Raw genomic sequence first — 23660 nt, forward strand, 5'->3', positions numbered from 1 at the left:
GACTTCCTGATGGGCGTTCGGCGCTGCTTATGCCCGCGATCGGCCGCGCTGATGGTCTTCCAGCGCGGCGACGAACTCCGCGAGGTCGCGGCGGTGCGACGTCGCCGGCCACACGGCCCAGGTCCGCCGCACGATCGGGTTCCCGGCCAGCGGCAGCCACCGGACCGTGTCGGGCATCGGGTACGGCCACTCGGGCGGGGCGAAGGCGTACGCCCCGCCCGCGCTGACCGCCGGGATCTTGAGCTCGACGATCAGCCGCTGCTCCTCGGGCACTTCCGGCCCGACGTCGAGGCCGTGGCTGCGCAGCGTCGCCGCCAGCTCGTCGTACCACGCCGGGCTGCCCGCGCGGGCGAAGGCGAACCAGTCGAGACCGGCCAGGCTCTCCAGGCGCACTCCGTCCGGCCCCGCCAGCTTCTCCGCGAGGTCCGCCGCGAGCAGGACGCCCACGTTCTCCGAGACGACGAGCTGCGCGTCGAGGTCCGGCCCGGCCGGGCGTTCGCGCACGAGGCCGACGTCCAGCTCGCCCGCCCGCAGCGCGGCCACCTGGGCCACCGACGACAGGTGGCGGGCCTGCACCCGCGTGGCCGGGAAGGCCTCCGCGAGCCGCGCGAGGGCGGAGGGCAGCAGTTCGGGCGGCAGCTCGAGGGGGATGCCGACGCGCAGCACGCCACCGCCGGTCTTCGTGTGCCGCGCCATGGCGGCGACGGCCTGGTCGTGGCGGGCCAGCACCGCGCGGGCCTCGCCCAGCAGCGTCGTGCCGGCGTCGGTCGCCTGGACGCCGGTGCTGGTGCGGACCAGCAGCTGGACGCCGAGGCGGCGTTCGAGCGAGGTGATCGTCTGGGACAGCGCCGGCTGGCTCACGTGCAGCTGCCGCGCCGCCTTGGACATCGCGCCCGCCTCGACGACCGCGACGAACGTCCGCAGCTCGCGGATCTCCATCAGCGCGCCCACCGGATCGGCAGCGACTTCAGGCCGTTCTGGAAGGTCGAGCGCAGCCGCACGGGTTCGCCGGCGAGCGTCACTTCGCCCAGCAGGTCCAGCACCGCGCCGAACATCGCCCGCAGCTGGACCCGGGCGAGGTGCGCGCCGAGGCAGAAGTGCGGGCCGTGGCCGAAGGTCAGGTGGTCGTTCGGGGTGCGGCCGATGTCGAACGCGTCCGGATCGGCGAACACGCTCTCGTCGCGGTTCGCCGCCGAGAACCAGACCACCACCTTGTCGCCGGCCCGGATGTCCACATCGGACAGCCGGGTGCCCGATGTCGCCGTGCGCCGGAAGTTCATGACCGGCGTCCACCAGCGGAGCATCTCTTCGACCGCGGACGGCAGCAGCGAGCGGTCGGCCAGCAGCCGCCGGTACTGCCCGGGGTGCGAGAGCAGTGCCAGCATCCCGCCGGGCAGGCCGTTGCGCAGCGTTTCGTTGCCCGCCACCGAAAACAGCCAGAAAAGGTTCTCGAACTCGGCGAGCGAGACGCGCCCGCCGTCGTCGCCGATGTGCCGCATCAGGTTGCTCATGACGTCGTCGCCCGGGTGCTCGCGCTTGTACTCGCCGAGCGCGTTCGCGTAGGCGTAGAGGTCCGGCATCCCCGCGCGGGTGCGCGGGTCCGGCATCGACCCGTCCGGACCCGGCGACGGGCGGACGGCGAGCGCCGCCCGCGCCAGGTCGGTCACGTCGGTTTCGGAGACCGTGGCGCTGACCGCGTACTCGGCGTCCTGGTACCCGATGACCCGGTTGCTCCAGTCGTACATCAGCCGCCGGTCCTGCTCCGGCACGCCGAACACCGCGGCGAGGGTGAGCAGCGGCAGGTCGGCGGCGACCTTGGCGAAGTCGCACCCGCCCCGCCCGGCGACGGCCGCGACGAGGTCCCGCGCCGACGCCTCGATCCGCTCGGTCAGCTTCGCGATCGCGCGGGGCGTGAACGCCCGCGTCAGCAGCCCGCGCAGCCGCCCGTGCTCCGGCGGGTCCATGTTGAGCATCATCCGGCGCACGTAGGCGAGGTCCGACGACGTCGCGGGGTCGCGGATCTGCGTCCCGCCGAGCTGCGAGGAGAACAGCCCGGGATCACGCAGGACGCGCCGCACGTCGGCGTGCCGCAGCACAGCCCAGAAGTCGTCGACGCGCACCACCGGCGACGCGCGCCGCAGCTGCGCCAGCTCGTCGTACGGGACACCGTGAACGTAGGTGTCCGGATCGGTGATCCCCACAAGCCGACCCTAGCCGCGCCCACCGACACTTTGGCAGGCTGCTCCGATGGACACGCTCAACATGCGCACCGGCGGCGAGGGCGAACCGGCCATCCTGTTCCTGCACGGCCTCGGGGCGACCGGCGCGGTGTGGGCCCACCTGACCGGCCAGGTGCCCCGGCGCGTTCTGGTCCCCGACCTGCCCGGCCACGGCCCGTCCGCGCCGCTGCCGCACTACAGCTTCGAGACGCTGACGACGGCCGTCGCACGTGCGCTGCCCGGAACGGGCCCGCTGGTCGTCGCCGGGCACTCGCTCGGCGGGGTGCTCGCGCTCGAACTCGCGTCCGGCAAGTACGACGTCGAGGTCGCCGGCGTGCTCGCGCTGGGTGTGAAGGTGGAGTGGAGCCAGGACGACCTGGGGCGCGCGGCGAGCTTCGCGGCGCGGCCGCCCCGGGTGTTCGAGACGCAGGCCGAAGCCGACCAGGCGTACCTGAAGGTGTCCGGACTGCTCGGCATCGCGCCCGCGGACCCGGCCGGGCTTCGCGAGACCGAGGGAGGTTGGCGTCTCGCGATGGACCCGGCCGCGTTCGGCGTCGGCGCGCCGGACATGCCGGCGCTGCTCGCCGCGGCGCGGTGCCCGGTCGTGCTGGCGGCGGGCGAGCACGACCCGATGTGCCGCCCGGAGCAGCTGCGCGCGCTGGACCCGGACGCGGTCACGCTCGCCGGTCTCGGGCACAACGCCCATGTCGAGGACCCAGCCGCCATCCGCGCCCTGTTGGAACGCTTCGGCGTCTGAAGGTTCGGGTGCAGCCGTCGTACCCCACGCGACGGCTGCTCCGAACCCCTCGTCACCACCGGACCCGCACAGCCTAGGAAACCGCGGTGGACGTGGGCCTGTACTCGCCGCCTCCGCCGCCGTCACCCTCGGTACCTGCGGAAACGGTTATCTTCGCCGTTCGGTGGTACAGGTATAGCGGCACGATCGGAATGCTGGAGGGGTACGTTCCGCTGCGGGGCACGCGGGGAGAGGACGCCTGTGGACGAAGGCCTGCCGTTCGCCCGGTGGCTGCGGGAACGGCGTGTGCGCGCCGGCCTCACCCAGGCCCAGCTGGCCGAGCGCGCCGGGTTGAGCCAGCGCGCGGTGCGCAACGCCGAGCTCGGCAGTGTCCGCCGGCCCCGGCCGGAGACGGAACGTCGGCTGCGGGAAGCGCTTGCCGAAGCACCTCCGGAGCGGGTGCGGATCGGCGTCCTCGGGCCGCTCACCGTCTGGCGCGGGGAGTCCCCGGTCGAGATCGGCGCCGAGAAGCAGCGCCTGCTGCTCGCGATGCTGGCGCTGCAGCCGAACCGCACGGTCCGGCGCGAGGACCTCGTCGACGTCATCTGGGACGAGCCGCCGCCGTCCTGCCTCGAGCTGCTCCACACCTACGTCGCGCGGCTGCGGCGCGCGCTGCGGCCCGCCGACGTCATCGCGACCGACAAGGGCGGCTACCGGCTGACCGCCGGCGAGGACGACCTCGATCTCCTGCGCTTCGAGGCGTGCCTGGAAGAGAGTGCTCACCACGAGGCCCTGGAGCTCTGGCGCGGCCCGGCCCTCGCCGACGTCGAACGGCTCCGGCAGCACCCCGCCCGGCTGGCCCTGGCGATGAAACGCGCGAAGACGGTGATGGCGTACGCCGAGGCCGCGGACCCCGAGGACGCGGCGGTCCGGCTGCGCGCGCTCATCGCCGAGGAGCCGTTGAACGAGTCCGCGCACGCCCGGCTGATGCAGGTGCTCGCCGCGTCCGGGCGGCAGGCCGCCGCGCTGGCGGTGTTCGAAGAGATCCGGCTGCGGCTGGACGGCGAGCTGGGCATCGAACCCGGCCCCGAGCTGCGCGCGGCCCAGCGGCAGGTGCTGCGCCAGGACTTCGCCGCCCCGGAACCGCCGGCCCGCGTCCCCGCGCAGCTGCCCGCGGACGTCGCCGGCTTCCGCGGCCGCACCGGCCAGCTGGCCGAGCTCGACGCCCTCCTGGCGGGCGGCGGCACGGGCGCGCGCATCGCCGTCCTGTCCGGCACCGGCGGTGTCGGCAAGACCGCCCTCGCCGTGCACTGGGCCCAGCGGTCCCTCGGCGAATTCCCGGACGGCCAGCTCTACCTGGACCTCCACGGCTACGGCACGGTCCGGCCGGTCGAGCCGGGCGACGCGCTGTCCGGGTTCCTGCGCGCCCTCGGCGTCGACGGCGCGGACATCCCCGCCGAGCAGGAGGAGCGCGCAGCGAAGTTCCGCACCGCGCTCACCGGCCGTCGCATGGTGCTGCTGCTGGACAACGCCGGCTCGGTCGGGCAGGTGCGCCCGCTGCTGCCCGGCTCGGCCTCGTGCCTGGTCCTGGTGACCAGCCGCGACGCGCTGCCCGGGCTGGTCGCGCGGCACGGCGCCCGCCGCGTCCTCGTCGACCTGCTGACCGGCACCGAAGCCCTCGACCTGCTGCGGACGCTGCTCGGCACGCGCGTCGACGACGAGCCGGACGCCGCCGAGGCGCTGATCGGTTACTCGGCCCGGCTGCCGCTGGCGCTGCGGCTGGTCGCGGAGCTGGCGCTGAGCCGGCCGGGCGAGCGGCTCGCCGAGCTCGCGGCCGAGCTCGCCGACGAACACCGCCGGCTCGACCTGCTCGACGGCGGCGGCGACCCGCTCACCGCGGTCCGCGCCGTCTTCTCCTGGTCCTACCGGCACCTGGCGGCCGACGCCGCCCGCGTGTTCCGGCTCTGCGGCCTGCACCCGGGCCGCGACCTGACCCCCGCCGCGATCGCCGCGCTCGCCGGCGTCCCCCTGCCGGAGGCGGAACGGCTGACGGCCACGCTGGTCCGCGCCCACCTCGCGCAGGAGACCGGCGACGACCGCTTCCAGCAGCACGACCTGCTGCGCGTCTACGCCGCCGAGCTCGCGGCGCGGGACGAGACCGAGAGCCACGACGCGCAGGAGCGGCTCTTCGACTTCTACGTCCGGTCGGCCGCGCAGGCGATGGACGCCGTCCTGCCGCAGGAACGCCACCTGCGCCCGCGCGTGCCCGACCCCGACGTCAAGGTGATCGACGCGCCGGCGTGGCTGGAGGCCGAGCGCCGCAACCTCCTGGCCGTCGCGGCGCACGCGACACGGCACGGGTGGGCCGACCACCTGCGGCTGCTGTCCGGGATCCTGTGGCACTACCTGGACGTCGGTGGCTACCACGAAGAATCGCTGGTGCTGCACTCACACGCGTCGGCGCTGGCCCACGACGCCGGCGACCGGGCGGCCGAGGCCGAGCCGCTGATCCTGATCGCGCTCGGCCACTGGCGCGTCGGCCGCTCCCGGGAAGCACGCCGGTACCTGGAGGAGGCGCTCGTCCTCGCCCGCGAGACCGGCGACCAGCGCACCGAAATCCACGCCGTCAACACCCTCGGCCTGGTCTGCCGGGCGCTGGGCCGGTTCGCCGAAGCGATCACGTACTCGACCGAAGCCCTGTCCCTGGCCCGCAAGGCCGGCGACCGCACCAGCGAAGGCCTCGTCCTGGTGGTGCTCGGCTGCTCCTGCCGCGGCATCGGCCGCTACGGCGAAGCGCTCGGCTACCTGGAAGAAGCCCGCGCCCTCGCCCGCGACATCGCCGACCGCACGAGCGAGGGCTACGCCCTGGTCAACACCGGGGACGCGTTGTCCGCGCTGGGCCGCCACGACGAAGCGGTCCGTGCCGTGGAACAAGGGCTGGAGCACTTCCGCGCCATGGGCGTGTGGGTGAGCGAGGGGTACGCCCTGGGCATCCTCGGCGACATCGAGCACGCGCGCGGCCGGTACGCGGAAGCCGCGGCGCACCTCGAACGGGCGCTCGAAATCGCGCAGGAGACGGGCAGCCCGACCAACCGCAGCCTCGCGCTGAAGCACCTCGGCGACGTCCGCCTCGCGCAGGGCCGGCACACGCAAGCGGCCCAGCACCTCGAAGAGGCACTGGGCCTGGCCCGCGAATGCGGCGACCGGGGCGCGGAGTCCCGGGTGCTCAACAGCCTGGGGGCGCTGGCGGCGGCCCGGGGCGCGTCGGCGGAGGCGCTCGGCCACCACCGCGAAGCCCTTGCCGTGGCGAAGGAAACGGGCTGCCGTCCGGAGCAGGGAAAGGCCCACTACGGGCTCGGCGAAGTCCACAGTGGACTGGGTGAGCCGGAGACCGCGCGCGAGCACTGGGAACGCGCGCTGGCTTGTTACGCCGGCGAGTGCGTGCCCGGCGCGATCCGGGCCCGGGACCGGCTGGCGGACCTGGCGTAGTGGCGTTCGTCGGCGACGAGGTCGCCTTCGAGGCGCTGGACGTCCCGGTCGAAGACGTTCGTGCTGCCCGCCAAGCGGTTGCGCGGGTACGGACGGCGGCGGTAGGCGTGGTCGAGCGCCCAGGCGAGCAGGACGAGGGCGGCGAGAACGGCGATGATCATGACGCTCCTTCCGGAGTGAGAAGGGCTGTTGCCTTGGAGAACGCGTAGTGGAAGGTCCCGTATTCCCTGGTGGTGCGATGAAGGTCGGCGATCCCGCGGGCCCAGCCGGCTTCGTCGATCAGCCCCCGGGCGACGGCGGTTTCGCCGACGCCTTCGACCATCGCGATGAACGTGTCGCGGGTGAAACCGGTGACGAGGTCCGGCTTCGACGCGTCGACGTAGACCGTCCGCGGTTCGACTGCGACGTCGTCGAAACCGGCGTCGGCGAGAAGCGGGTAAAGGCGCCGGCCGAGGAGCCCGTCGCCGCCGGCGTCGGCCTGCAGGCGGATGAGGCAGTCGATCGCGGCCTGGGCGTGTTCGCTGCGCGGGTGGAAGAACGCCGAGCCGTGGTCGCCTTCGATGACGGTGATCGTCCCGCCCGGCCGCAGCAGGGTTTCCAGATGGGTCAACGCTTTCTCGGGCTCCGGCAGGTGTTCGAGCACGAAGCAGACGAAGAGGTGGTCCCACTGGCCGTCGAGGGCGAAGAGGTCGGCTTGGCGGAACTCGACGCCCGGGACTCGCCGGCGGGCTTGGCCGAGGGACTCTTCCGAGACGTCGATCGCGGTCAGGTGCGCGTCCGGGCTGCGGGCCGCGAGGTGGACGGTCTGGGCGCCGACGCCGCAGCCGACCTCCAGCACGCGGCTGCCGGCGGGGTAGGCCGTCCCGGCGTGCAGCAGCGCGGCGAGGGTGTCGGCCTGGTCGCCGAGGCGGCGGGCCTCGGGTCCGGTGTATCCGTGCACGTAGGTGGTGTTCATGAGCCCAGCCTGCTGCGACAATGGCTCGATGGACAGAGCCAAAAGCCCGCTCCCGGAGGGGTCCATAGGGTCGGACTTCCTCCAGCTCGACGTCCGCGAGGCGCCGCCGGGCGGGCTCGCGGACTGGCTCGCCGGGCAGCTGCGCGCCGCCGTCGCCGACGGCCGGCTCCCGGTCGGCAGCCGGCTGCCCGCGTCCCGCGTCCTGGCCGCCGAGCTGCGCGTGTCGCGGGGCGTGGTCACCGAGGCCTACCAGCGCCTGATCGACGACGGCCACGCGGCGGGCCGCGGCCGGGCCGGCACGGTGGTGGTGGCCGCGCCCGTGCTCGCTCCCGAACCGGCGCGCGTCCGGCCGCCGTCGAAGGTGATCACGCCGATGCCGGGCGCCGAGGTCTTCGACGCGGTCCGCGCGGCCCCGGCCCGGATCGACCTGACGCCGGGTGTCCCGGACCTGACGGCGTTCCCGCGCGCGGCGTGGCTGCGGGCCGAACGAGCGGTGCTGGACGAGCTGGAGCCGGCGCACTTCGGCTACGGCGACCCCCGCGGGGCGCCGGCGATGCGGCTCGCGGTGTCGCACTGGCTGGCGCGCAGCCGCGGCATCCGCGTGGATCCCGGCGAAATCATCGTGGTCGCCGGGGTCGCGCAGGCGCTGACGCTGGTGGGGGAGGTGCTGCGGCAGCACGGCGTCGACGAGATCGCGGTCGAGGACCCGAGTTCGCTGGGCGCGCGCCAGCACCTGCACCACTGCGGCCTGGCGACCCCGCCGGTCCCGGTGGACGACGACGGCCTGCGCGTCGATCGGCTGCGTGCCCCGGCGGTGCTGGTGACGCCGGCCCACCAGTTCCCGATGGGCGTGGTCCTCGGCGGCGAGCGCCGCCGCGACCTGATGCGCTGGGCGGCCGACGGCGGCATCGTGGTGGAGGACGACTACGACGCGGAGCACCGCTACGACCGGGCGCCGGTGCCCGCGGTCCGGTCGATGGTGCCGGAGGTGTGTTACACGGGAAGCGTTTCGAAGCTGCTGGCACCGGCGTTGCGCGTCGGCTGGCTGCTGGCGCCACCGCGGTTCCGCGACGACCTGGTGGCGGCGAAACGGTTCGCGGACCTGGGCAACCCGGTGCTGGCGCAGCTGGTCCTGGCCCGGTTGATGGAGACGGGCGAGCTGGAGCGGCAGCTGAGGGTGGTCCGGGCCCGGCACCGCCGCCGTCGCGACGCGATGATCCGTTCCCTTGCCTCGCACCTGCCTTCGGCGGTGGTCCACGGCGCGGCGGCGGGGCTGCACCTGACGATCACGTTCTCTTCGGACCTGGACGACGTCGCGCTGGCGGCGGCCGCGCTGGCGGAGGGGGTGAAGGTCCAGCCGCTGTCGTGGCACCGGCAGCTGCCGGGGCGGCCGGGTCTGGTGCTGGGCTACGCGGCCCGGACGGCGACGGAGATCGCCGAAGGGGTTGCGGTACTGGGGAAACTCCTGCGCTGACGGCCGTTTTCGTGCGGCCGGCGGTGGCGGCGCCGCCTTGGATGACTCATTCACCTCGTCCGACGACGTGAATGAGTCATTCAAGACGTTCGGAAGCCGCGGACCGTGCGGGTCGGCCGCCCCCGAGTTCGCCGGAATTGCCGCCTGGCCGTGAGGGGGACCCCCGGTTTCGACGTTACCGGCAACCACCGACAGTTCCGGCCCGGCCGGGCCGGGTCCAGCCGAGTTGTCCACAGGTCCGTCGCCGCACACAACCCCGGCTCCCGGCCGACAAGTAAAGGATCCACAAAGGACAGTCAAGCGAGTGTGATCATGCTCTCCCAGGCGATTCCGGAACTTGGTTGCCATACGCAAGCAAGTTGCTTAGCCTAGCTAAGGGACTTGCGAGCAGAAGGGTTGCACAGTGGCGGAACGCCGGACGTATTCGATCGCGGAACTGGGGCCGCGGTACAAGTGGATCGCGCTGTCCAACACGACGCTGGGCATGCTGATCGCCACGATCAACTCCTCGATCGTGCTGATCGCGCTGCCCGACATCTTCAAGGGCATCGGCATCAACCCCCTCGAACCGGCCAACACCAGCTACCTGCTGTGGATGATCATGGGCTTCCTCGTGGTCACCGCGGTGCTGGTGGTGAGCTTCGGCAGGCTCGGCGACATGTACGGCCGCGCGAGGATGTACAACCTCGGCTTCGCCGTCTTCACCGTTTCTTCCATCATGCTGGCCGTCACCTGGTTCGGCGGTGACGCGGCCGCGCTGTGGCTGATCGGCTGGCGGATCGTGCAGGGCGTCGGCGGCGCCTTCCTGATGGCGAACTCCTCGGCGATCCTCACCGACGCCTTCCCGGCCAACCAGCGCGGGCTCGCGCTCGGCATGAACGGCGTCGCGGCCATCGCGGGCTCGTTCCTCGGCCTGGTCGTCGGCGGCGTGCTCGCCCCGGTCGACTGGAACCTGATCTTCCTGGTGTCGGTGCCCTTCGGCGTGATCGGCACGATCTGGGCATACCTCAAGCTGCACGACACCGGCATCCGCAAGCACGCGCGGATGGACTGGTGGGGCAACATCACCTTCGCCGTCGGCCTGATCGCGGTGCTCGTCGGCATCACCTACGGCATCCAGCCCTACGGCTCCTCGCAGACCGGCTGGGCCAGCCCGATGGTGCTGAGCTGCCTGATCGGCGGCATCGCGGTGCTGGTGGCGTTCGTGATCATCGAAACCAAGGTCGACAACCCGCTGTTCCGCCTGTCGCTGTTCAAGATCCGGTCGTTCACGTGGGGCAACGTCGCGAACCTGACGGCGTCGCTCGGCCGTGGTGGCCTGCAGTTCATCCTGATCATCTGGCTGCAGGGCATCTGGCTCCCGCAGCACGGCTACACGTTCGAGCAGACGCCGTTGTGGGCGGGCATCTACATGCTCCCGATGACGGTCGGGTTCCTGGTGGCCGCGCCGACGTCGGGCATCCTCGCCGACCGGATCGGCAGCCGCATGCTCGCCTCCAGCGGCCTGTTCATCACGGCCGTGACGTTCCTGCTGCTGATCATCCTGCCGGTGAACTTCGACTACTGGGCGTTCGCGGCGATCCTGCTGATCAACGGCATCGGCATGGGCATGTTCTCCTCACCCAACCGGGCCGAGGTGATGAACAGCCTCCCGGCGGACTCGCGCGGCTCCGGCGCGGGCATGATGACGACGTTCCAGAACGCGGCGATGGTCCTGTCGATCGGCTTCTTCTTCAGCCTGATCATCTCGGGCCTGTCGAGCAGCCTCCCGTCGACGATGAAGGCGGGCCTGCTCGCGCACGGCGTCCCCGACGCGGCGGCGACGCAGGTGGCGAACCTGCCGGCGGTGGCGGTGCTGTTCGCGGCGTTCCTGGGGTACAACCCGATCCAGCAGCTCCTGGGCGGCCAGCTCTCGGCGCTGCCCCCGGACCAGGCGTCGTTCCTGACGGGCCGCAGCTTCTTCCCGAACCTGATCTCGGGCCCGTTCCAGTCGGGCCTGGCGGTGGCGTTCGGCTTCGCGATCGCGGTCTGCCTGATCGGCGCGGTGGCATCGTTGCTGACGAAGGACGCTCGCCCGAAGGACCGCGAGTCGGTGGGCGAGGAACTGGCCGCCGTGGCCGGGGAATCCGGCGGCGGGCCGAGCGAATTGGTGTCGCCGTCCGTCGAACGCTGACAGTAGTTTCGGAGCCGGGTGCCGCAGTTGCGCGGCACCCGGCTTTTCCGTCTGGGGGAGTGGTGGAACGAGCCCACCTGCTCGCGCTGCCGGCGTTCGTCGACGACCGTCCGAGCGGGCGCTACTGGTTCTCGGTCTTCGTGACCCCGGACCTGAGCGGAGTGGTGACGTGCTTCGGCGTGGAACGGCCTAGATCCTGGCCAACGCCGGCTCGCTGACCTCGGCCACCGGAGCCGCTTCGGCCTTCTTCTCGCGGCGGCGGGTGATGATCCGGCGCCCGACGTCGATCATCGGGACCTCGACCCAGCGGTACAGCACGTCGGCCGCCAGCAGCCCGACGATCGTCACGGCGACCGCGGTGAGCGTCCGGTGCGGGGCGAACTGCGGGATCGCGCCCGCGACCGCCACCGCGACGACGCCCTGCATGAGGTAGAGCGAGTACGACCGCTCCCCGATGAACCGCATCGGCCGCCGCGACAGGACCCAGGCGAGCGGTCCGCCGCCGGCGACCAGCGACGGCACGAGCAGCGCGGCGAGCAGGATGTAGAGCGTGCCGGTGATCGAACCGCCTTCGTCGCTGAGCAGTTCGGTGATCTCGCCGAACATGGTCTGGACCGCGACCAGCGCGGCGGCGACCACCAGCCCGACGGCGGGGTGCGTGAACACCCGCAGCGCGGCGAAGCCCTTGCGGTGGTGCAGCACGATCGCCAGCGTGCAGCCGATGAGGATCGGCGAGTAAGCGCCGGCGTAGGGCATGAAGGGGATCAGGGCGAGCATGAGGGCGACGAGCACGAGCGAGAGGCTCAGCCGCTTCGCGAAGCTGAGCGCGCCGACACCGAACGCGAGCAGCGGCCAGACGAGGTAGAACTTCTGCTCGATGCCGAGCGTCCAGGCCTGGCCGAACAGGGTCATCTGGTGGAATTCGCCGACGAAGGCGGCGTTCCACGGCAGAGCGGCGATGATCCCGCTGTGCCGCAGGCCCATGCCCCGGAAGTAGGCGAAGACGACGACCACGCCGAGGATGACGTAGTAGACGGGCAGGATGCGGAAAGCTCGCCGGATGTAGAACTCGGCGAGGGACACCCGGCCGTTGCGGGCTTCCTCACGCAGGGCCAGGGTGGTGATCAGGAAGCCGGAGAGCACGAAGAACAGGTGGACGCCGATCCAGCCGTTGGCCCGCACCCAGCTGGGGCCCCCGTAGTGGAAGACGACGACGAGCACGGCGGCGATGGCCCGGACCCCGTCGAGGGCGTCGAATCTTCGGGTGGCCAGGTAGGTTTCGTGTGTGATCATCGTGTCCCCCCTCAGGCTGCTCACAGCTTGGCCAATGTAATCGGGCGGGACCGGCATTAACTCGTTGGGGTGACGTTTCGGACGTTTGAGCCCGTAGGGTGCTCGGTCGCGACGACATCGTGGACGGGTCGGGGAAGCGATCGAGCAGGCTGGCGACCTACCAGCCGACGGAAGCCCGCTGGATCTTCACCGGGTGCGCCGGGGCCCCGTCCAACGGCCCGTCCGGGTCGGTCGGGATGATCCCGTCCGCCACCATCCGGTCCAGCGCGTCCATGCCCCGCACCACGCGACCCAGCACCGAATAGTTCGCCGGGATGTTCGCGAACGAGTGCACGATGAAGAACTCCGACCCGTTAACTTCCTAGTGGTACCTTAGCACCATGCCTCTGACCAGCGACGACGACGGGACCATCGGCCGCGAGTACCTGCGCGTCTCTGTCGACCACTCCGGCCGCGAGACCTCGCCGGCCGACCAGCACGCAGCGCACGGGCGCACGGCGATCCGACGGGGCGTCCAGCTGGTAGAGCCGCCGTACAAGGATGTCGGCTCCGCCTCGCGGCACGCACGGAAGCGGCGCGAGGACTTCGACCGGCTGCTGGCCGATCTGGAGAACGGCAACTTCGGGGCCGACGAGCTGTGGCTGTGGGAGTCCAGTCGGGGCAGCCGCCGCGAAAGTGAGTGGGTGCGGCTGATCGAGCTGTGCGAGGCGGCCACCGTCAAGATCTGGGTCGAGTCGGACCACAAGCTCTACGACCCCGCCGACGCCCGCGACCGCCGGAGCCTGCTGGAAGACGCGATCGACGCCGCGTGGGAGTCCCACAAGATCTCCAAGCGCACGACGCGCGGCACAGCGTCGGCCGCGGCGGCGGGCCGCCCGCACGGCCAGTGCCCCGTCGGGTACCGCCGGATCTACGACGAGCAGACCGGCGACTACCTCCGGCAGGAGATCGACCCGGGCAAGGCGCCGATGATCCGCGAGCTGTACGCCCGGCTCCGGCGCGGCCACTCGTTCAAGGCCATCGAGCGGGACTGGGACGCGCGCGACATCCGGAACGCGTCCGGCACGCCGTACAGCGCGTCCCAGCTCCGGACGATGGCGCTCAACTCCGCCTACGCCGGGCTCCGGGTTCACTCGCCCGGCCGCAAGCCAGGTGAGGCGGTCGGGTCGGATGCCACGACGGTCACAGCGACGTGGCCCGCGATCGTGCCGAAGACGATGTTCTTCGCCGTGGCCCGGACGGTGAAGGACCCGGCCCGCAAGACTCACCGCAGCGGCGCGGCGAAGCACGCGTTCACGGTGCTGGTGCGCTGCCACGTGTGCGACGGTCCGCTGACGGTCTCCTACGCCCGGACGCCTGACGGAGATCTCCGTTGCCAGCGCGGCTGTGTGCGTGTCCGGCAGAAGGGCGTGGACGAGATCCTGACGCGGATCATCCTGCGGTTCCTGGCCAACCCCGACGCCTACAGCGCCCTCACGGTGAAGGCCGACGCCGCCGACGCCGAGCTGGCCGGGCTGCAGGAGAGGATCGCTCAGCTGCGCGCCGAGCTGGCCGACCTCGCCGCCGCTGTGGCCGCCGGGCGGCTGTCGGTGGCGTTCGCGGCCGCGACGGAGCCGGACATGCTGGCCTCGCTGGAGAAGGCGGAGAAGCGCGAGCGGGAGTTGCTGACACCGAGCGTGCTGCAGGGCCTGATCGAGCCGGGCGCGGACGTGGCGACGCGGTGGGGGAGCGCGGAGCCGTCGACCCGGCGGGAGGTGGCGCGCCTGCTGCTGGTGCCGGAACTGCTGGGCCAGCCGCGCGTGCGGCCGCTGGCGGCGCCGGGGCAGCGCGTGCCCGCGGTCGAGCGCCTGGTGTTCCGCCGCCTGGTGAACGGTGAGCTGGTGGACATTCTGTTGGCCGACCTGATCGACGTGACCTAATCGTGATCTAGCTTTTCTGGCCTCGATTTCCTGAAAGTTTCGGAAGCTTTACCCCTCAGTGTGGGGAGTACTTCCCTTATGCCGCAACGGGTTCGCTTGACGTTGCAAACCTAACGAGTAGGTTTGATTGCAACGCCCCAACCGGGGCGCGAGCAATAGGAACAACGCCACCGGCGAAGAACCGACCCTCGACGAACCACGTCGGAAGTCGGTTCCCATGGCAGGCAAGCGAAACATCTCCCCGGCCGTCGCTCAGCTTCGCGGAAACCTCGGCGTCGCGGCCCGGGAAGGCCGCGACGAGGACGCTGACAACCTTCGACGCCAGCTGGACCAGACGGTAGCCACCGAACGCCTGGACAAGGCGATCGAGGCATTCGTAGCCGCCGCCCCGCCGATCACCTCCGAGCTGGCCGCGCGCCTGCGGGATCTGCTCCCGGCGAGCGCCTGATGACCGCTGTCCGGCAGGTGCGACTCCCGCCGGGCCTGCCGCCGATCCGGCCGACCTACTGGGACGCCCTGCAGACCGGCGAGCTGATCCGGGACACCCGACACCGCACCCGCTCCGCCATCGCGGCGGCCTGCGCCCGCGCGGGCTACACCCTCGCGCAGTTCATCGAGCTGATCCACTACGCCGAGTCCGGCCGCGCCCTCTTCGGCGACTCCAAGACCATCGCCAAGCACTACCGCGACGCGGTGCGCCTGGTGCAGTCCACCCCGCTGACGCGCGACAAGGACACGAACCGGCGCGAGCTGGCGATGATCCGGAGCGCGTTGGGGGAGTGGGCCGGTCGCAACGCCATCCGCGACCGGCGCGCCCTGGACGCGATCCACGCGCACGCCGACAAGCACGGCCTGATGGTCCTCGCCGTGCCGACGCGCAGCCTGGCTGTCTGGTCCGGCATGACGGAGTGGCGCGCCCGCGCAGCTGTGCAGGTTCTCGCGGACCTGGCATGGCTCCAGCTGGTCACTAAGGCCGACAGTGCGCGCGCGGCGCGGTACCGGCTCGCGCTTGGACGCTACGACGAGCGTGAGACCCCGTTTGTGCCAAAACCTCGCAGTAGTGTCCCGGACCTAGCTCCTACGGAGCTACTGCGAGGTTTTGGCACACCTTCCGATATCTGGCAGGGCCAGACAGGCGCGCTGTCTGAGCGCGCTCACCACCTGTACGTCCACCTTGGACAGCTCCCGGCCACGGCGGTGCACCTCGTCAGCATCACCGGCCTGAGCCGCCGGACCCTCTACCGCGAGCTGGCGAACCTCCTCGATGCCGGGCTCGCCGTGAAGGTGCGCGGCGGCTACGCGCGCGTCGAGTGTGCCGACCCGGACGCGTTGCTGCCGGTCCTCGGCGCCGAGCCCGTGCTGGAGCGCCGCGCGGAGCAGTACCGCGCGCAACAGACCGCCTGGGCGGGCCGTCACGCGCCCGCCGAAGAAAAGACCCCGCTCCGCCTCGTAAAGGAGATCTGACCATGCCCAAGCAGACTGACCGCGCCGCGTACGACAAGGCCCTGGAACTGATCGCCGCCGGGACGTGGCGCGTCGACTTCACGCGCGGCGTGATCGTCAACGCGAAGGGCCGCGTCCTTGGCAACTCCGACGGCGCCCGCTACGTCCGCATCGGAGTCCCGTTCGGACGGCAGCGCTCCCGGCTCGTCTACGCGCACCGGGTCGTGTTCGAGGCTGCGAACGGCCCGCTGGCGGCCGAGATCACCATCGACCACGTGAACGGCGTGAAGACCGACAACCACCTGGCGAACCTGGAAGCGGTCACCGTGGCGGAGAACCTGCGCCGTGCCCGCGCCATGGGCTTGCTCAACGACCGGGGCGCGGCCAACTCCCGCGCGTCCTTCGACTGCGAGAGCGCCGCCGAGGTGCGCCGCCTGTACGCGGGTGGGATGTCACAGGCGGAGATCGGCCGCCGGTTCGGTGTCGCGCAGACGACGATCAGCAAGATCACGCGCGGCGTCCGGTACACGGAGTGCATGGAGGCTGCGGCATGAGCGCGGCCGGGCGCCAGCGCACCTGCGCCGCGTGTGGGCTCCCGTTCCGCGAGGGCGAGCCTACGAGCGTGGAGCCCCTGGTGGACGACGTGGTGCGCTACGTCGCCGTTCACTGGGGCTGCACCACGCACCCGGACCACGCGCCCTGGCCGGCCGCCCACTCCTCCGTGGACTGGACGGCCGACCTGGTGGCCACCAACGCCGCCTTCTACGGGCCGGACCACGCGGAGACACGGATCTCCCGGGAGTACCTGGCGTACGTGCGGGGCGAAGGTGGGTAGCTGGGACAAGGGCAGCACGAGGAGGTGGCGCCGCATCCGGGCGGGGGTCCTGGCGGAGAACCAGCGCACCAACGGGGGGCGGTGCGGGGTGGCCATCCCGGGGGTGTGCACAGGGGTGGCCACGTGCGTGCACCACACGCAGGGCCGTGCTGTGACTGGTGATGATCCGCGCTACCTGGTGGCTGCGTGCAAGGCGTGCAACCTCCACATCGGGGAGCCCGGCCGCACCACCCCGCAGCCGCGCAAGGTGAGCAACTGGTGAGCGAGGGTGGCTCGACGGGGACGCGGAGACCACTCCCGAATCGGAGAAACCCCGCCGGGGGGTAAAAAGTTCGACGACCCCCACCGCCACGGACACCCGCCGCCCTGTTTTTTCTTTGCCCGCTGAGAGCCCCGCTAACAAGATCAACAGCCTGGCCGGTCTCCTCGCCCCGCCTACACGGCGACGAGCGGGGAGCGCGGCGGCGGCAGGGTGCGCGCCAGGTGCACGGCGCCCGCCGTGGCGTACGCGCCGTCGATCGGCACCGTGCCGCGCCGGACGAACACCCAGCGGTCGCCCTGCCACAGCTTCTGCGCCGCGCCGACGTGGGCGCTCTGCAACTCGTCCTTCGGGTGCACCAGGTCGCCGGACCGCACGACCTCCGCGAGCCCCATGCACACTGCGGCCGTCTCGGCGGTGATCGGCACCAGCTCCACCCCGCGCGGCGGCCACACCCCGCGCCGCGGCCCCTTCGCCGCGGCCAACTCGGCGGCGACCGCGGCGGCCGGGCCGTTGGGGAACCAACCCAGCGCCCGCGGCTTCACCTGGCGCACGATGTCCGGCAGCTCGGCGCGCAGGGCCTTCGTGCAGCCGAACCCGTCCCACGCCTTCACGACCTCCGTGTGGACGACGCCGTCCAGCAGTGCGGCGGCGATCAGGGAAGCGTGCGAGCCGTCCAGCGCCACGTCCACGCACAGCGCCACGTAGCGACGGTGCCCCGCGAGATCCAGAGGCTCGTCGGTGCCGCTGTCCGTCCAGGCGCCCGGCTCGATCGCCGGGTCCATGAGCGTGACGCGCTGGCACATGACCTCCGTGCGGAACCCAGTCAGCTCCTCGCCGCCCGCCGCCTTTGCCCGCGCGCCGTCAGCCTGTAGCGCCTCCGGGTCGAGCCGGTGGCCGTAGTTGGGGTTCGCGGCCGCCAGCGCCTTCGGGTCGGTCGGGTCGGCGCCGTCTTCGGCGGACCACTCGAACAGACCCAGCCGGGCGTCGCCTTCGCCGGTCTCGATGAACTGGATAGCGGGCGCCCGCAGGGAGTCCAGCACCACCGACTCCGAGTCGCCCTGGTTGGTGATCGCCACGGTCTGCGCGTCGAACACGGCGTTCATCGCCTTCGAGGCGGAGTCCCACGCCGCCCGCGTCCGGTGCTCGCGCAGCTCGTCGGCGAGCCACCGGTGGAGCGTGGTCGAGCGCCCGGCGCGCCCGTTGTTGGCGGCGAAGATGTACTCCGCGTCGTGCTTGGTTTTCAGCGCCTCTTCGCCGATCGTCAGCCGCAGCGCCTTCGGACCCAAGTCGCAGTTCAACCACTCGTTGTCGGCGGCGGTGTCGCAAATGGACGACCAGGTGCGCTTCGCGTAGCTGCGGTCCGTCGACGTGCCCAACACCAGCGGGGTGCGCTCGATGAACAGCCAGTACAGGACCAGCGCCTCGCCGAAGGTCGTCTTGCCGTTCTGGCGCGCCACCAGGATGAGCACGGTCCGGAACCGCGGCCGGCCATCCGGCAGCAGCTCGCCCACGTGGATCGCTAGCCACTCCTGCCAGGGGTCGAACGGCGTGGCCAGCGTGTCGCGTGCGAAGTCGATCAGGTCGAACCCGTAGGAGGTCTCCGGCGTCAGCTCACGGAGCGGGGGAGTCCACAGCCGCGGCACCGGCGAACCGAGCGGCCCGCCGGGCGCGTAGCTCGTCGGCGGGGTTCCGCTTTTCGGCGTCGGGGGCATCGGCCTGGCCTCCCTTCATCGCTACGGCGCGCGCCTTCGGCGTGAGGCCCAACGCGTCGAGCACGGCGAGCAGCTTCGGACCGAAGGTCGAGAGGTCCCCCTCTTCGATCTGTCGGGCGTACAGCTCGGCCAGCTCGCGCGCCGCCTGATCCCTCGGGTCGGCGGGAAGTTCGGCGAGCGCAGCCCGCACACTTTCGACTACTCCGACCATGTCGTACATCATGCATCATATCTGATATATGATCCATCGTATGGCGTGGTGGAGCAGGCAGGCGAAGGTCACGGAGCGGTCCGCCGCCTCGTATTCCGTCGCCGATCCCACGCTGGCCGTGATGCTCGGCTACACCCCCGCGGACGGCTCGATCACCGTGAGCGCCAGCACGGCACTCACGCTGTCCGCCGTCTACCGCGCGGTGTCGCTCGTCTCCGGCTCCATCGCGTCCCTGACGCTCCAGACCATCGAGCAGGACCCCGAAGGCCCGGCACAGCCCGTCTCGTCCTTCCTGGACAATCCCGGCGGCGACCGCTTCACGCCGTTCGAGTGGGCGGAGCTGGTCATGGTCTGCCTGGTGCTCAAGGGCGAAATCTTCCTGCAGCACGTCTACAACGGCGCGGGCGCGCTCGCGTGGCTGAACCCGATCCTGCCGGAGCAGGTCTCCGTGTACTGGGACGAGACCCGGCCGGGCGGAAAGCGGTTCGAGGTCACCATCCCGGCCGCCGACGGGCGCCCGGCCGACGTGCTCACGCTCGACCCGTCGACCATGACGCAGATCATGGGCCTGACGCTGGACGGCCGCCGGGGCATCTCGCCGATCGGCGCCGCCCGGCTGTCGCTCGGGACCGGGCTCGCGGGCGACAAGGCAGCCAACCGACAGTTCTCCAACGGCGCCATGATCTCCGGACTCGTCACCCCCGACGGCGACGAGGACCTGGAAGAGGGCGAAGCCAAAGAGGTCAAGGAGACGATCAACCGGAAGATGCTCGGCCCGGAGAACGCGGGCGACATTCCGGTCATCAACCGGCGCCTCAAATTCCAGGCGTGGCAGATGTCCGCCACGGACGCACAGTTCATCGAGTCCCGCACGTTCAGCGTGGACGAGGTGGGCCGGTGGTTCGGCGTGCCGCCGCACCTGCTCGGCCTCACCGAGAAGTCCACCAGCTGGGGCCAGGGCATCGCCGAGCAGAACCGCGGCTTGGCCCGCTACACGCTCCGCCCGTGGACCAGCCGGATCGAGCAGCGCCTCTCGCGCCTCGTCGCGAATCCGCGCCGCGTCGCCCGGTTCGACTACACCGAGTTTGTGGAGCCCTCCCCGGAGGACAAGGCGAACCTGATCCTGTCTCAGGTGAACGGCGGCCTGATCACGCCGAACGAAGGCCGCGCGCGGATGAACCTCCCGGCCGTGCCCGGCGGCGAAACGCTGCGGCTCCCGCCCGGCTCGCTCCCGGCCGGCCAGCAGACCGCCCCGCCCGTGACCCCGCCGGAAGGGGCTCCCGATGCCTGACACCTCCCGCCGCCTGCACGTCGCCATCCGCGCCGAAGTGACCGGCAACCGCCTGCGCGGCCTCGCGTCCGTCTTCGGGCAGGTGGCCGACACCCACGACGTGGGCTACGAGGCGTTCGACCGCTCGGCGTTCGACGACATCCTGGCCGACGACACCGGCGACGTGGTGGCGCTGTGGAACCACAACCCGGACCACCTGCTCGGCCGCCAGGCGTCCGGCACGCTCAAGCTCAGCGCCACCGACGAGGGCCTGATGTTCGATGTGGACCTGCCGGACACCACGCTCGGCCGGGACCTGCGCGAGCTTGCCCGCCGCGGTGATCTGCAGGGCGCGTCCATCGGCTACGTCCAGGGCGAGGTTCGCCGCGAGCGCGCCGCCGATGGCCGAACCATCACTGTCCACACGCGAGTTGCGCGCCTGCGCGACGTGTCCCCCGTGACGCTTCCCGCCTACACCGGGACGAACGGGTCCCTGTCTCTCCGCTCGGCGGAGATCGGCCGCACCAGCTCGGCGCGGTCCCGACTGATTCGAGCCCGCCACCGGGCTCTCTACACGCCTGGGAGGGCGTAATGACCGTTGAGGAAATCCTCGCCGCGCTCCAGGCGATCATGGACGAGGCTGAGACCGCTGGCGGCGACCTGACCGACGAGCAGGTGCAGCGCTACGAGGAGCTGGAAGGCCAGCTCAAGACCCGCCGGTCGACCGAAGAGGTGCGCAAGCGCCACGAGGCGTACAAGAGCACCACCACCCGGCCGCTGGTGAACGTCGGCGCCGAGAAGCGCGACGACACCCTGGAGCGCGCGTTCAGCTCCTACCTGCGCACCGGCAAGGAAAACGCCGACCTCGTCGAGCTGCGGGCGCAGTCGGAGGGCACCGGCACCGAAGGCGGCTACCTGGTCCCGGACGGCTTCCGGGACAAGCTGGTCGAGCGGATGAAGGCGTTCGGCGGGCTCGCGCAGGTCGTCGAGAACCTGTCCACCAGCGACGGTCGCAACCTGCCGTGGCCGACGGTGGACGACACCGGCAACGTCGGCGAGATCGTGGACGAGGGCGGCACCTTCACGTCCGGCGCGGACATGGTGTTCGGCACGGCGCAGCTCGGCGCCTACTCGTACATGGCGGGCGGTGCGGGCTCGACTCCGCTGCGCGTCTCCTACGAGCTGGCGCAGGACGCGGCGTTCGACATCGAGGGCCTGGTGTCGCGCAAGCTCGGCGAGCGGATCTACCGCATCCAGGCGCCGCACCTCGTCACCGGCACCGGCGTCAAGCAGCCGCTCGGCATCGTGACCGGGCTGACCCCGGTCCCGGCCACCGGCACCGACACCATCGTCTACGACGACATCATCACCTGGATCCACAGCGTGGACCCGGCGTACCGGGACGGCGCGCGGTGGGCGTTCAACGACCAGTCGCTGGCGGTGCTGGAGAAGATCAAGGACAGCCACGGCGACCCGATCTGGCGGCCGGCCGACGCGAACATGGCCACCAACACCGAGGGTGGCAGCAGCGGCACGCTGCTCGGCTACCCGGTCACGATCGACCAGGCGTTCCCGGACTTCGACATCACCAGCGGCACCGGCTCCCCGTGGGGCGTCTTCGGCAGCCTCAACGAGGGCTACGTCCGCCGCACCGTCAAGGACGTGGAAGTGCTGGTGAACCCGTACTCGCGGATGAACAACCGGCAGATCGAGTACTCGGCCTGGGCTCGCCAGGACGCCACCCAGCAGAACACCAACGCGTACGTCGTTCTCGGCGGCGTGGCCTGATAGGAGCGGACAGACATGACCGTACGAGACCTGGTGAGCGCCGATCTGCGGCTGCTCGGCACGGCGAAGGCGAGCAAGAACGCCGCCACCACCACCAACTTCGACTTCGGCACGCCCGACGACCTGAACCTGGCGGCGCTGGCGAACTACAAGCACGGCGACAAGATCCTGGTGGTGTTCACCGCGACGACCGCGGGCACCACGGACAGCATCTCGTTCGCCGTGCTCGACGCTCCGGACTCCGCCGGGTCGATCGGCGCCACCGCGGCGGCGGCCACCGACGGCAGCCTGTCCGGCGGCACGGGGGACGCGGTGGTCCACACCTTCGTCCAGCTCAAGGCCGGGCGCCCGTGGCTGCGCTGCACCCTGACCGGCACCGGCACCACCGACACCTTCACGTGCACGGCCGCGGTCTACGCGGTCGGCTCGCAGGTCTGAGAGGAGACGGCCGTGGCCTGGGCACCTGACTACGTGACGACGGAGGAGCTGAAGAACTTCGTTCGTATCAGCGACTCCGACGACGACGTGGAAGTGGCGCTCGCGGTCACGGCCGCTTCCCGGGCGGTCGACCGCGCCACCAACCGGCAGTTCGGCCAGTCCGCCGCGCCGGAGGACCGGTTCTACACCGCCGAGTGGGACCGCAAGCGGCGCCGGTGGATCGTCCCGATCGACGACCTGATGTCGATCTCCGGGCTGATGGTGCACTACGACAGCACCGACGACGGCACCTACGGCGACCTGATCGACGAGTACCAGCTCAAGCCGATCAACGCCGCGGCGATCGGCCGACCGTGGACGCAGATCGTCGTCAGCCCGTCGTCGGAAACGACTCCCGGCGGCACCGAAGGCGGAGTGGAGGTGCACGGAACCTTCGGCTGGTCCGCCGTGCCCACGACGATCAAGCAGGCCACCCTGCTGCAGGCGTCGCGGTTCCTCTCCCGCCGTGATTCCCCGTTCGGTGTCGCCGGGTCTCCGGACATCGGGTCCGAGATGCGGCTCTTGCCGAAGCTGGACCCGGACGTGGCGCTCACGGTCCGGCCCTACTACCGGTGGTGGGGTGCCGCGTGAACATCGCCGACGTAATGGACGAGCTGGGAACCGCTCTGAGCGCCGTAGACGGCCTCCGGGTCTTCCCGTACTCGGCCGACCGGATTACCCCGCCAGCGGCCATCGTGGGCTGGCCGGACCCCATCACCTACGACACCACCTACGGCCGCGGCGCGGACACGTTCTCCGTGCCGCTGTTCGTCCTCGTCGGCAAGCTCGACGCCCGCACCTCGCGGGACCGGCTGGCGAAGTACCTGGACGGCGCCGGAGACGACTCCGTGAAGGCGGCCGTGGAGTCGGGGACCTACACCGCGTTCGACAGCGTACGCGTCCAGGACGCGCGCGTGGACGGCTACACCGTCGCCGGTGTCGAGTACCTCGGCGCCGTCTTCCAACTTGACCTCATCGGCACGGGAGGTGCCTGAAATGGCATTCGTACACGGAAAGTCCCTCTACGTCTCGCTCGACGACAACGACATCTCCGCGTTCTGCAACAGCGTGGGGAACAAGCGCTCGGCGGACTCGCACGACGTGACCACGTTCGGCAAGAACGCCAAGGTCTACTTCGGCGGCCTGCTGGACGGCTCGTTCGACATCTCGGGCATCTACGACAACGGCGCCACCGGCCCGAAGGCGGTCGTTGAGCCGCTGCTCGGCACCGTCGTGGAGCTGGTCTACCGCCCGGAGGGCACCGGCAGCGCCAAGCCGGAGACCACTGTGGACGTGCTCGTCACCGCCTACGAGGAGACCGCGCCCGTCGCGGACATGGTGACGTGGACGGTCACGCTCCAGTCCTCCGACGCCGCCGTGGTCACCGACCAGACCTGATTCAAG

At 71.3% G+C, this 23660-nt stretch carries 23 protein-coding genes and 1 pseudogene; 16 read left to right on the forward strand and 8 right to left on the reverse strand.

All coding sequences use genetic code 11. The features are described from left to right. Window positions 1-27: 27 nt before the first annotated feature. Both ACZ4TR_RS39585 and ACZ4TR_RS39590 read right to left on the reverse strand, forming a co-directional pair. Entirely contained in the window at window positions 28-939 is a 912-nt protein-coding gene (locus ACZ4TR_RS39585; RefSeq protein WP_465293288.1) for a LysR family transcriptional regulator, read from the reverse strand. After that, entirely contained in the window at window positions 939-2201 is a 1263-nt protein-coding gene (locus ACZ4TR_RS39590; RefSeq protein ID WP_465293289.1) for a cytochrome P450, read from the reverse strand. The genes ACZ4TR_RS39585 and ACZ4TR_RS39590 overlap by 1 nt, the downstream gene beginning before the upstream one ends. Before the next feature lie 46 nt (window positions 2202-2247). On the opposite strand from ACZ4TR_RS39590, the gene ACZ4TR_RS39595 reads away from it, so the two are divergent. Together ACZ4TR_RS39595 and ACZ4TR_RS39600 are read left to right on the forward strand one after the other, a co-directional pair. Beyond that, complete coding sequence (locus ACZ4TR_RS39595; RefSeq protein ID WP_465293290.1) at window positions 2248-2976, forward strand: alpha/beta fold hydrolase; 729 nt, start codon at window positions 2248-2250, stop codon at window positions 2974-2976. A gap of 240 nt (window positions 2977-3216) precedes the next feature. After that, window positions 3217-6444, forward strand: coding sequence for a tetratricopeptide repeat protein (locus ACZ4TR_RS39600; RefSeq protein WP_465293291.1), 3228 nt, complete (start codon window positions 3217-3219; stop codon window positions 6442-6444). Here ACZ4TR_RS39600 and ACZ4TR_RS39605 read toward each other — a convergent pair. Then, window positions 6381-6605: a hypothetical protein gene (locus tag ACZ4TR_RS39605; protein WP_364519721.1), complete on the reverse strand. Its 225-nt coding sequence runs from the start codon at window positions 6603-6605 to the stop codon at window positions 6381-6383. The genes ACZ4TR_RS39600 and ACZ4TR_RS39605 overlap by 64 nt on opposite strands. After that, the gene (locus ACZ4TR_RS39610) at window positions 6602-7399 is read right to left on the reverse strand and encodes a methyltransferase domain-containing protein (protein ID WP_465293292.1); all 798 of its coding nucleotides are present in this window, start codon (window positions 7397-7399) and stop codon (window positions 6602-6604) included. The genes ACZ4TR_RS39605 and ACZ4TR_RS39610 overlap by 4 nt, the downstream gene beginning before the upstream one ends. A gap of 28 nt (window positions 7400-7427) precedes the next feature. Here ACZ4TR_RS39610 and pdxR point away from each other — a divergent pair, with 28 nt between their 5' ends. Continuing rightward, complete coding sequence (gene pdxR, locus ACZ4TR_RS39615) at window positions 7428-8873, forward strand: MocR-like pyridoxine biosynthesis transcription factor PdxR (RefSeq protein WP_465293293.1); 1446 nt, start codon at window positions 7428-7430, stop codon at window positions 8871-8873. 403 nt (window positions 8874-9276) lie between these two features. Next, window positions 9277-11046, forward strand: a complete 1770-nt coding sequence (locus ACZ4TR_RS39620) for an MFS transporter (protein ID WP_465293294.1) — start codon at window positions 9277-9279, stop codon at window positions 11044-11046. Between the two features lie 189 nt (window positions 11047-11235). Here ACZ4TR_RS39620 and ACZ4TR_RS39625 read toward each other — a convergent pair whose 3' ends face one another. Together ACZ4TR_RS39625 and ACZ4TR_RS39630 are read right to left on the reverse strand one after the other, a co-directional pair. Further along, entirely contained in the window at window positions 11236-12339 is a 1104-nt protein-coding gene (locus ACZ4TR_RS39625) for an acyltransferase family protein (RefSeq protein WP_465293295.1), read from the reverse strand. 157 nt (window positions 12340-12496) lie between these two features. Next, window positions 12497-12694 (reverse strand): annotated as a pseudogene (locus ACZ4TR_RS39630) (peptidylprolyl isomerase); the annotation flags it as partial. A gap of 25 nt (window positions 12695-12719) precedes the next feature. On the opposite strand from ACZ4TR_RS39630, the gene ACZ4TR_RS39635 reads away from it, so the two are divergent. The 5 genes from ACZ4TR_RS39635 to ACZ4TR_RS39655 all read left to right on the forward strand — a co-directional run bounded on the left by ACZ4TR_RS39635 (window position 12720) and on the right by ACZ4TR_RS39655 (window position 16536). After that, window positions 12720-14258, forward strand: coding sequence for a recombinase family protein (locus ACZ4TR_RS39635; protein WP_465293296.1), 1539 nt, complete (start codon window positions 12720-12722; stop codon window positions 14256-14258). A 217-nt stretch (window positions 14259-14475) separates the two neighbouring features. Beyond that, entirely contained in the window at window positions 14476-14706 is a 231-nt protein-coding gene (locus ACZ4TR_RS39640) for a hypothetical protein (RefSeq protein ID WP_465293297.1), read from the forward strand. Beyond that, window positions 14706-15722: a hypothetical protein gene (locus tag ACZ4TR_RS39645; RefSeq protein ID WP_465293298.1), complete on the forward strand. Its 1017-nt coding sequence runs from the start codon at window positions 14706-14708 to the stop codon at window positions 15720-15722. Before ACZ4TR_RS39640 ends, ACZ4TR_RS39645 begins: the two co-directional genes overlap by 1 nt. A 2-nt stretch (window positions 15723-15724) precedes the next feature. Next, on the forward strand, window positions 15725-16255 hold the full coding sequence (locus ACZ4TR_RS39650) for an HNH endonuclease (protein ID WP_465293299.1): 531 nt from the start codon (window positions 15725-15727) through the stop codon (window positions 16253-16255). Between the two features lie 68 nt (window positions 16256-16323). Then, the gene (locus ACZ4TR_RS39655; protein ID WP_465293300.1) at window positions 16324-16536 is read left to right on the forward strand and encodes a hypothetical protein; all 213 of its coding nucleotides are present in this window, start codon (window positions 16324-16326) and stop codon (window positions 16534-16536) included. Window positions 16537-16971: 435 nt separating this feature from the next. On the opposite strand, the gene ACZ4TR_RS39660 is transcribed toward ACZ4TR_RS39655, so the two are convergent. Together ACZ4TR_RS39660 and ACZ4TR_RS39665 are read right to left on the reverse strand one after the other, a co-directional pair. Next, window positions 16972-18441, reverse strand: a complete 1470-nt coding sequence (locus tag ACZ4TR_RS39660; protein ID WP_465293301.1) for a terminase — start codon at window positions 18439-18441, stop codon at window positions 16972-16974. Then, complete coding sequence (locus ACZ4TR_RS39665) at window positions 18410-18721, reverse strand: terminase small subunit (protein WP_465293302.1); 312 nt, start codon at window positions 18719-18721, stop codon at window positions 18410-18412. The genes ACZ4TR_RS39660 and ACZ4TR_RS39665 overlap by 32 nt, the downstream gene beginning before the upstream one ends. Before the next feature lie 28 nt (window positions 18722-18749). On the opposite strand from ACZ4TR_RS39665, the gene ACZ4TR_RS39670 reads away from it, so the two are divergent. Genes ACZ4TR_RS39670 through ACZ4TR_RS39700 form a run of 7 tightly spaced genes read left to right on the forward strand, consistent with a single transcriptional unit; the run spans window position 18750 to window position 23654 of the window. Continuing rightward, window positions 18750-20012 (forward strand): phage portal protein, encoded by a 1263-nt coding sequence (locus ACZ4TR_RS39670; protein ID WP_465293303.1) that lies wholly within the window; start codon window positions 18750-18752, stop codon window positions 20010-20012. Continuing rightward, the gene (locus ACZ4TR_RS39675) at window positions 20005-20583 is read left to right on the forward strand and encodes an HK97 family phage prohead protease (RefSeq protein WP_465293304.1); all 579 of its coding nucleotides are present in this window, start codon (window positions 20005-20007) and stop codon (window positions 20581-20583) included. The genes ACZ4TR_RS39670 and ACZ4TR_RS39675 overlap by 8 nt, the downstream gene beginning before the upstream one ends. Then, complete coding sequence (locus ACZ4TR_RS39680) at window positions 20583-21779, forward strand: phage major capsid protein (RefSeq protein WP_465293305.1); 1197 nt, start codon at window positions 20583-20585, stop codon at window positions 21777-21779. The genes ACZ4TR_RS39675 and ACZ4TR_RS39680 overlap by 1 nt, the downstream gene beginning before the upstream one ends. A 15-nt stretch (window positions 21780-21794) precedes the next feature. Beyond that, window positions 21795-22217 carry a hypothetical protein gene (locus ACZ4TR_RS39685; protein ID WP_465293306.1) on the forward strand — a complete coding sequence of 141 codons (423 nt, stop codon included), beginning with the start codon at window positions 21795-21797 and terminating at the stop codon, window positions 22215-22217. 12 nt (window positions 22218-22229) lie between these two features. After that, on the forward strand, window positions 22230-22847 hold the full coding sequence (locus ACZ4TR_RS39690) for a head-tail connector protein (RefSeq protein ID WP_465293307.1): 618 nt from the start codon (window positions 22230-22232) through the stop codon (window positions 22845-22847). Then, on the forward strand, window positions 22844-23251 hold the full coding sequence (locus ACZ4TR_RS39695; protein WP_465293308.1) for a hypothetical protein: 408 nt from the start codon (window positions 22844-22846) through the stop codon (window positions 23249-23251). The genes ACZ4TR_RS39690 and ACZ4TR_RS39695 overlap by 4 nt, the downstream gene beginning before the upstream one ends. Before the next feature lies 1 nt (window position 23252). Beyond that, window positions 23253-23654, forward strand: coding sequence for a hypothetical protein (locus tag ACZ4TR_RS39700; RefSeq protein WP_465293309.1), 402 nt, complete (start codon window positions 23253-23255; stop codon window positions 23652-23654). Window positions 23655-23660 lie beyond the last annotated feature (6 nt).

The sequence above is a fragment of the Amycolatopsis sp. NPDC028719 genome, from assembly GCF_055565395.1.